The sequence below is a fragment of the Protofrankia sp. CiP1_Cm_nod4 genome (genome assembly GCF_982290645.1).
Genome location: NZ_CEVIVC010000019.1, coordinates 24,617 through 32,662, shown reverse-complemented (window position 1 = coordinate 32,662; position 8,046 = coordinate 24,617). Strand labels below are relative to the sequence as shown.

At 70.6% G+C, this 8,046-nt stretch carries 5 protein-coding genes; 3 read left to right on the top strand and 2 right to left on the bottom strand.

What is annotated here, in order from left to right; genetic code table 11:
- The first annotated feature begins 258 nt into the window (after positions 1-258).
- Entirely contained in the window at positions 259-1,527 is a 1,269-nt protein-coding gene (locus AC5LSR_RS06225; protein WP_250281766.1) for an NAD(P)-dependent malic enzyme, read from the top strand.
- 608 nt (positions 1,528-2,135) lie between these two features.
- Positions 2,136-3,110 carry a zinc-binding dehydrogenase gene (locus AC5LSR_RS06220; RefSeq protein ID WP_250287204.1) on the top strand — a complete coding sequence of 325 codons (975 nt, stop codon included), beginning with the start codon at positions 2,136-2,138 and terminating at the stop codon, positions 3,108-3,110.
- Between the two features lie 131 nt (positions 3,111-3,241).
- Here the strand turns inward: AC5LSR_RS06220 and AC5LSR_RS06215 are convergent, their stop codons facing one another.
- Positions 3,242-3,418, bottom strand: a complete 177-nt coding sequence (locus AC5LSR_RS06215) for a DUF6104 family protein (RefSeq protein WP_013872471.1) — start codon at positions 3,416-3,418, stop codon at positions 3,242-3,244.
- Positions 3,419-3,486: 68 nt separating this feature from the next.
- Positions 3,487-7,260 carry a multifunctional oxoglutarate decarboxylase/oxoglutarate dehydrogenase thiamine pyrophosphate-binding subunit/dihydrolipoyllysine-residue succinyltransferase subunit gene (locus tag AC5LSR_RS06210; RefSeq protein ID WP_493464589.1) on the bottom strand — a complete coding sequence of 1,258 codons (3,774 nt, stop codon included), beginning with the start codon at positions 7,258-7,260 and terminating at the stop codon, positions 3,487-3,489.
- Positions 7,261-7,519: 259 nt separating this feature from the next.
- Between AC5LSR_RS06210 and AC5LSR_RS06205 the strand changes: the two genes are divergently transcribed.
- Positions 7,520-8,046: hydantoinase/oxoprolinase N-terminal domain-containing protein (locus tag AC5LSR_RS06205; RefSeq protein ID WP_493468240.1), on the top strand; the 527-nt coding region annotated here is incomplete at its 3' end.

Below are 8,046 nucleotides of genomic sequence, written 5' to 3'. Positions count from 1 at the left end.
ACCATCATTGATCGCCGCTGGTCACCGGTGGTCCATGTCTGTTCCGGTATCGATCCATTGGTGTTCCGGTACGCCGTGCCGGCCGCAAAAACTATTCGGGACGCCCGGGGCACGCGCATGCTTCAGTCGAGGATATGGGGGTGTCCGCGGAGGAGGCGGCGGGGCCCGCGTGTCATATTGGACGGCATCCCCGGGCGATCCCCGGCCTTGCCGTCCACGCCTCCCACCCGTCGAGGCATCTCGTCCGAGGGAGTAGTGATGACTGCCACAACCGACCATTCCGTCAACCAGCTCGTTCCTGATGCGCCGGGGCATCTGCCGCCGGCCGTGCCCCAGCCTGCCGTCGCGCCGGACGGGCCGGGGCCGCTGGCCCGCGACACCGACCCCGTGTTCGCCCTGCACCAGGGTGGCAAGATCGGCGTTGCGCTGACCGTCCCGCTGAACGACCGGGAGGATCTTTCGCGCGCCTACACCCCCGGGGTCGCGCGGGTCTGCACGGCCATCGCGGACGAGCCGGGCCTGGCGGACGACTTCACCTGGCGGTCGAACGTCGTCGCGGTGGTGACCGACGGCACCGCCGTGCTGGGGCTCGGCAACATCGGCCCGGCCGCGGCCCTGCCGGTCATGGAGGGCAAGGCTGCGCTGTTCAAGCAGTTCGCCGGGGTGGACGCGGTCCCGATCTGCCTGGACTGCACCGACGCCGAGCAGATCGTGGAGACGGTGGCCCGGCTGGCGCCCAGTTTCGGCGGCATCAACCTGGAGGACATCTCCGCGCCGCGCTGCTTCGCCATCGAACGGCTGCTCCAGGACCGTCTCGACATCCCGGTCTTCCACGACGACCAGCACGGGACGGCGATCGTGGCGCTCGCCGCGCTGGAGAACGCGGCGCGGCTGACCGGCCGGCGGCTGGCCGACCTGCGGGCGGTGGTCTCCGGCGCGGGCGCCGCGGGCCTGGCGGTCACCCGCATCCTGCTCGCCGCCGGCATCGGGGACATCGCGGTCGGTGACAGCCGGGGGATCCTGCACCAGGGCCGGGCCGGCCTCACCCCGGTCAAGGCGGAGATCGCGGCGGTGACCAACCGGGCCGGGCTCACCGGCTCGATCAACGCCGCGCTGGCCGGGGCGGACGTCTTCCTCGGCCTGTCCTCGGGCACCGTGCCCGAGGATGCCGTGGCCTCGATGGCGCCGGACTCGATCGTGTTCGCGATGGCGAACCCCAACCCCGAGGTCGACCCGGAGGTCGCGCGCCGGCACGCCCGGATCGTCGCCACCGGGCGCAGCGACTACCCGAACCAGATCAACAACGTGCTGGCCTTCCCCGGTGTGTTCCGCGGGGCACTGGACGTGCGCGCGAGCCGGATCACCGAGTCGATGAAGCTGGCGGCGGCGGACGCGCTCGCCGGTGTGATCGCGGACGAGCTGACCGAGCAGCACGTCATCCCGAGCGTTTTCGACGGCCGGGTGGCGCCGGCGGTCGCCGCCGCGGTGGCCCGCCAGGCGCACGCCGACGGGGTCGCACGCCGGTAGGCATCCGGGTAGCTACCGTGGCGCCGCTGGTGGACGCGCTGCCAGCGGCGCGGCCGGCGGTCGTACCGCGCGGCGGCGTTCGCGCGACGGCCTCGGACGGGTGGGCCAGGCCGTGGCCGCAGCGGGCCGTGGCCCGAGCTGGCTGCGACCGCAGCGGGCCGTGGTCAGACTCGGCCGCAGCCGGGGCACTGCCGGTTCTCGGACGCCTCCGCCAGCGGCCGCAGCGTCCCGCATCCCTTGTAGGTGCAGGAGACGAAGTCCGTCACGGAAACGACGATCGTGGTGCCGCCGGCGTGAGCGGCTGGCGCGGGATCGGCCACCGACACGGGTATCCGCTGTTTCCGGCGGAACCACCGGGACACACCCGAGCTGGGCTCCTGCACCCGCCTGTGTGTCGTCACGTTGAAGAGTGGAGCACAGCCGCCCTTGCCGTGCGACGCAGGCGGTGTAGTGCACATGGTTTTTCATGTGTGCGTAGTTATTTGGTAGTTTATTTGTTGTTTTTCTGATGGATGTGGATGGGGAAATTCTGACTGCTCTTCCGGGTCGGTTCCTCCCGGTCGATGTGATCACGAGCGTCACGTCAGCTGTGGCTTTACTGTTGATTGGTGCTCGCTGTCGCCGCTGTGTCCCTGAACGCCGACGATCCCCTCTCCGGTCTGGATGTCGGTGAGCAGGCCGCCCCCGACGTCCCCGACGGCTGGACGACCGTGTCCGTCCGGGCCGCGACGCTCAACCATCATGATCTTTTCAGTCTGCGCGGGGTTGGGCTGCCCACGGAGCGGCTGCCGATGATCCTCGGCTGCGACGCGGCCGGGGTGAGCGCGGACGGCGACGAGGTGATCGTCCACGCGGTCATCGGTGACCCGGCCGCCGGCGGCGGGGACGAGACCCTCGACCCGCGGCGGACGCTGCTGTCGGAGCTGTACCCCGGCACCCTGGCCGAGACGGTGGCGGTACCGCGGCGCAACCTGGTGCCCAAGCCGCCCTCGCTGTCGTTCGAGGAGGCCGCCTGCCTGCCCACCGCGTGGCTGACGGCCTACCGGATGGTCGTCCACCGGTCCGCCCTGCCGGCCGCCGGCGGCGGCACGCTGCTGGTGCAGGGCGCCGGCGGCGGGGTGTCCACGGCCGCGATCATCCTTGGGAAGGCCGCCGGCCACACCGTTCTCGTCACCTCCAGGGACGCCGCCAAGCGGGAGCTGGCACTGAAGATCGGTGCGGACGAGGCGTTCGAGCCCGGCGCTCGGCTGCCGGTCAAGGCCGACGCGGTGATCGAGACCGTGGGGGCGGCGACCTGGGGGCACTCCCTGCGGGCGCTGCGGCCCGGCGGCCGGATCGTCTGCTCGGGCACGACCACCGGCGCCAACCCGCCGGCCGAGCTCAACCGGCTGTTCTTCCTCCAGCTCTCCGTCGTCGGCTCCACCATGGGCACCCGGGACGAGCTGGCCGAGCTCGCCGCCTTCATCGACCGGACCGGGGTCCGTCCGATCATCAACGACGTCCGTCCGCTCGCCGACGCCCGCGCGTCGTTCGAGAAACTCGCCCGCGGGGACGTCTTCGGCAAGCTCGTCCTCACCGTCTGAGCTGCCTGACCGTCTGAGCTGCCTGGATCATTTGCGTCCGCCCGGAACAGGCGAAAAACGGCACGCGAAAAGGCGGGTATGGGCCGAAACCGGTCCGTACCCGCCTTTTCTTTTTCTTTCGGCCGCCCGGTTCAGTCGTCCAGGTCGTCGAGGCGGGCCAGGTAGGTGGCCAGCTCCTCGACCGCGTCCTCGTACTGGGGATGCAGGTCGACGAACGTGCGCAGCTGGTCGGCGAGCCAGTCGAGCGTCACGGACTCCTCACCGCGACGCTGCGACAGCTCCTCGACACCCCGGTCGGTGAAATACACCGCGTACCCCGCCCCACACTGAGATGACAGTCCTGGAGATGACAGCCCTGCTGGGATGAGAAAGAAGGCTACCCGGCGAACGCGTCCTCGAGCAGCTTCGCCTGCTCCTTCTCATGCCGCGAGGAGGAACCGGAGGCCGGCGCGGCCGACGCGTTGCGGGAGGCCCGGCGCAGCACCAGGCCGGCGGGCAACGCCGCCGGCAGGTGGATGGCCATGTGCGGGTAGGCACCCTGGTTGGCGGGTTCCTCCTGCACCCAGATCACCTCGGTGAGGTCCGGGTAGGCCGCCAGCACCGTGCGCAGCTCCTCGACCGGGGTCGGGTAGAGCTGCTCGACGCGGACGAGCGCGGTGTCGGTGATCTCCTGCTTGGCCCGCGTGGCCAGCAGGTCGTAGTAGACCTTCCCACTGGACAGCAGCACCCGGCGGATGCCGGCGCGGTCACCGACAGTCGCGTCGTCGATGACCGGCAGCCACGACCCGCCGGTCAGCTCCTCGACCGTCGACGTCGCCGCCTTCAGCCGCAGCATCGACTTGGGGGTGAAGACGACCAGCGGGCGGCGCACCGGCGAGAGTGCCTGCCGGCGCAGCAGGTGGAAGTAGCTCGCCGGGCTGGACGGGGCCGAGACCAGCATGTTGTTCTCGGCGCACAGGCTGAGGAACCGCTCGATCCGCGCCGAGGAGTGGTCCGGTCCCTGCCCCTCGTAGCCGTGCGGGAGCAGCAGGCCGACCGCGCTGCGCTGCCCCCACTTGGCCTCGCCCGCCGCGATGAACTCGTCGATGATCGACTGTGCGCCGTTGACGAAGTCGCCGAACTGGGCCTCCCACAGCACGAGCGCGTCCGGCCGGGCCACCGAGTAGCCGTACTCGAAGCCCATCGCGGCGAACTCGGACAGCAGCGAGTCGTGGACGTAGAAGGTGCCGGCGCCCGGCTCGGCCTCCAGCGACTTCAGCGGCGAGTACTCCTCGGCGGTGTGCCGGTCGACCAGGACGGCGTGCCGCTGGCCGAAGGTGCCGCGCCGGCTGTCCTGCCCGGCGAGGCGGATGGGCCGCCCGTCCAGCAGGATCGAGCCGAACGCGATGGTCTCGGCGCATGCCCAGTCGATCGCCCCGGTGGCGACCATCTGGGCCCGTCGCTCGAGCTGCGGGCGCAGCCTCGGGTGGACGGTGAACCCCTCCGGCAGCGTGGTCTGGGTGTCGATGACCTTCTTGACGACGTCCAGCGACACGGCGGTGGACACCGCGGCCGCGGCGGCGGCTTCCGCCGGGGTCGTCACCAGCAGGGGCTGGCCGGCCGGCCGGCTGGTGGTGTCACGGGTTTCCGCGAACGCCTTCTCCAGCTGCGCCGAGTAGTTCTTCATGGCCTGCTCGGCCTCGGCCGGGGTGATGTCGCCGCGGCCGATCAGCGCCTCGGTGTAGAGCTTGCGCACCGACCGCTTCGTGGCGATGGTGTCGTACATCAGCGGCTGGGTGAACGACGGCTCGTCCATCTCGTTGTGGCCGCGCCGCCGGTAGCACACCATGTCGATCACGACGTCCTTGTGGAACGCCTGCCGGAACTCGAAGGCCAGCCGCGCGACGCGCACACACGCCTCGGGGTCGTCCCCGTTGACGTGGAAGATCGGCGCCTGCACCATCCGGGCGACGTCGGTGGCGTACACCGACGACCGGCTGGAGACCGGCGAGGTCGTGAACCCGACCTGGTTGTTGATGACGAGGTGCACGGTGCCGCCGGTGCGGTAGCCGCGCAGCTGGGAGAGGTTCAGCGTCTCGGCGACCACGCCCTGGCCGGCGAAGGCGGCGTCCCCGTGGATGAGCACGGGCAGGACGGTGAAGCCCTCCGGGCCCTTGTTGAGCAGGTCCTGTCTGGCGCGGACGACACCTTCGAGCACCGGGTCGACCGCCTCCAGGTGGGAGGGGTTGGACACCAGGGAGACCGCCACCTCGCGGCCGTCGGGGACGGTGTAGACACCCTCGGCGCCGAGGTGGTACTTGACGTCACCCGAGCCGTGCGCGGTCTGCGGGTCGACGTACCCCTCGAACTCGGCGAAGATCTGCCGGTAGGACTTGCCGATGATGTTCGCCAGGACGTTGAGGCGGCCGCGGTGGGCCATCCCGAAGGCGACCTCGTCCATGCCGGCATCGGCGGCCCGCTGCAGGACCTCGTCCAGCAGCGGGATCGCCGACTCCCCGCCTTCGAGGGAGAAACGCCGCTGCCCGACGTACTTGGTCTGCAGGAAGGACTCGAACGCCTCGGCCGCGCCCAGCCGCTCGAGGACGTGCAGCTGCTCGGCGGGGTCGGGGCGCTCGGCGGAACGCTCGACCCGCTGCTGGATCCAGACCCGCTCGTCCGGCTCCTGGATGTGCATGTACTCGATGCCGACCCGGCGGCAGTACGAATCCCGCAGGACGCCCAGAATGTCGCGCAGGGTCATCGTCCGCTGGCCGGCGAAGCCGTCGACGGGGAACTCGCGGTCGAGGTCCCACAGGGTCAGCCCGTGGCTGATGATGTCGAGGTCGGGGTGGCTGCGGATGGCGAACTCGAGCGGGTTGGTGTCGGCCATCAGGTGGCCGCGGACCCGGTAGGCGTGGATCAGCTCCAGCACCCGGGTGCCGTGGTCGAGATCGCCCTCGTGGGACGAGGTGATGTCGGCGACCCACTGCACCGGCTCGTACGGGACGCGCAGCGAGCGGAAGACCTCCTCGTAGAAGTCGTCCGCCCCCAGCAGCAGCTGGTGGATGCGGCGCAGGTACTCGCCGGACTGCGCACCCTGGATGATCCGGTGGTCGTACGTGCTGGTCAGCGTAATGATCTTTGAGACGGCCAGTCTCGACAGGGTCTCCTGGGAGGCGCCCTGGAACTCGGCCGGGTACTCCATCGCGCCGACCCCGATGATCGTCCCCTGGCCCTGCATCAGGCGGGGTACCGAGTGCACGGTGCCGATACCGCCGGGGTTGGTCAGCGTGATCGTCACGTCGGTGAAGTCGTCCGCCGTGATCTTGTTTGTCCGGGCGCGCCGGACGAGGTCCTCGTAGGTGAGCCAGAACTGGCTGAAGTCCAGCGTCTCGGCCTGCTTGATCGCGGCGACGACGAGCTGGCGCGAGGAGCCCTTGACCAGGTCGATGGCGATGCCCAGGTTGACGTGTTCCGGCGTGACCAGGGCGGGCTTGCCGCCGGCCTCGGTGTAGGAGGAGTTCATCACCGGCGCGGCCTGCAGCGCCTTGACCATGGCGTAGCCGATCAGGTGCGTGAACGACACCTTGCCGCCGCGGGAACGGGCCAGATGCCGGTTGATGACGATCCGGTTGTCCGCGAGGAGCTTGGCGGGCACCGCCCGCACCGACGTCGCGGTGGGGACGTGCAGTGACGTCTCCATGTTCGCGACGACGCGCGCGGCGGCGCCTCGCAGCGGTGACGTCGAGGCACCGCCGCCCGCGGCGGAAGCGCTCTGGCCGGCCGCTGGTGCGGCCGTTGCCGCCGGCGTGCCGGCCGCGGGGACCGCGGGAGCCACCGGCGCCACGGGAGCCGCGGGAGCCGCGGGAGCCGCGGGTGCCGCGGGAGCCACCGGCGCCGCGGCGGCCGGCGCGGGGGCCGGCCGGTCGGTCGGGGCCGCGCCAGGGATACCGTCCGCGGCCGGTACTGCACCGTCGGCGATGGCTGGCGGGACGGATCTCGCCGTGCCTGGCTGGCCGTTGACACCCTCTGGCCGGTAGTCGGAGAGGAACTCGCGCCACTGTGGCGAGACGCTCTCCGGATCGGCGAGGTATTGCTGGTAGATCTCGAATACCAGCCACTCGTTGGGGCCGAAGTCGGGGCCGGATTCGGGTACCGTCGGTGCTGTCACGGGGGCGTTCCCCTCTATCCACCTTCTGCTGGGGCCCGAGGCGCGGGCCCTTCCGCTGCCGTGTAATCAGGCTACTCGTCACCTTCACCTGGATGTGTCTGAAGGTCGTGGCCCGTGATCCGGGCCACGGGCGATCCAAACAGCCGTAGTTCGTGAATTGTGTCACTGTTGGTCGGATGTTCTGGCGGCCGTGACTTACATGTGAGTTACGGGTAGTGTCTCTGCTATTACTTCTGGTGTCCATCTCAGGCGATGGCATGTGTTGTCCATCCCGGGTGGCTGGGAGCGGGCCGCCGCGACATGCCAGGATCGCCACGTGGTGGTGTGGCTCGGCGTCGATGTGGGTGGGACCTTCACCGATCTCGTCGCGGTCGACGACGACGGTCGGATGCTCTTCGGGAAGGTGCCCTCGGTGCCCGCCGACCCGTCCGAAGCGGTGCTCGACGCCGTCCGCGGAGCCGGTCTTGCCGGCTCCGGTACCGGCCGGGACGGGGCCGCCGGTGCTGTCGAACGGTTCGCCCACGGCACCACCGTCGCGACGAACGCCCTGCTCGAGCGGCGCGGGGCGCGGACAGCCCTGGTGACCACGCACGGGTTCGCCGACATCATCGAGATCGGCCGCCAGAACCGGCCCGCCCTCTACGACCTCACCCGAGACCGCCCGCCCCCGCTGGTGCCCCGCGAACTGCGGTACACCGTGGTCGAGCGCACCGGGCCGGACGGGGTGATCGTCCCGCTGGACGCCAACAGCCTGCGGGACGTCGTCGCCGCCCTCACCGCACTGTC

What these genes read in the sequence shown, in the direction of transcription:
- AC5LSR_RS06225 (WP_250281766.1), top strand. Translation starts at nt 259, where the DNA reads ATGACTGCCACAACCGACCATTCCGTCAACCAGCTCGTTCCTGATGCG.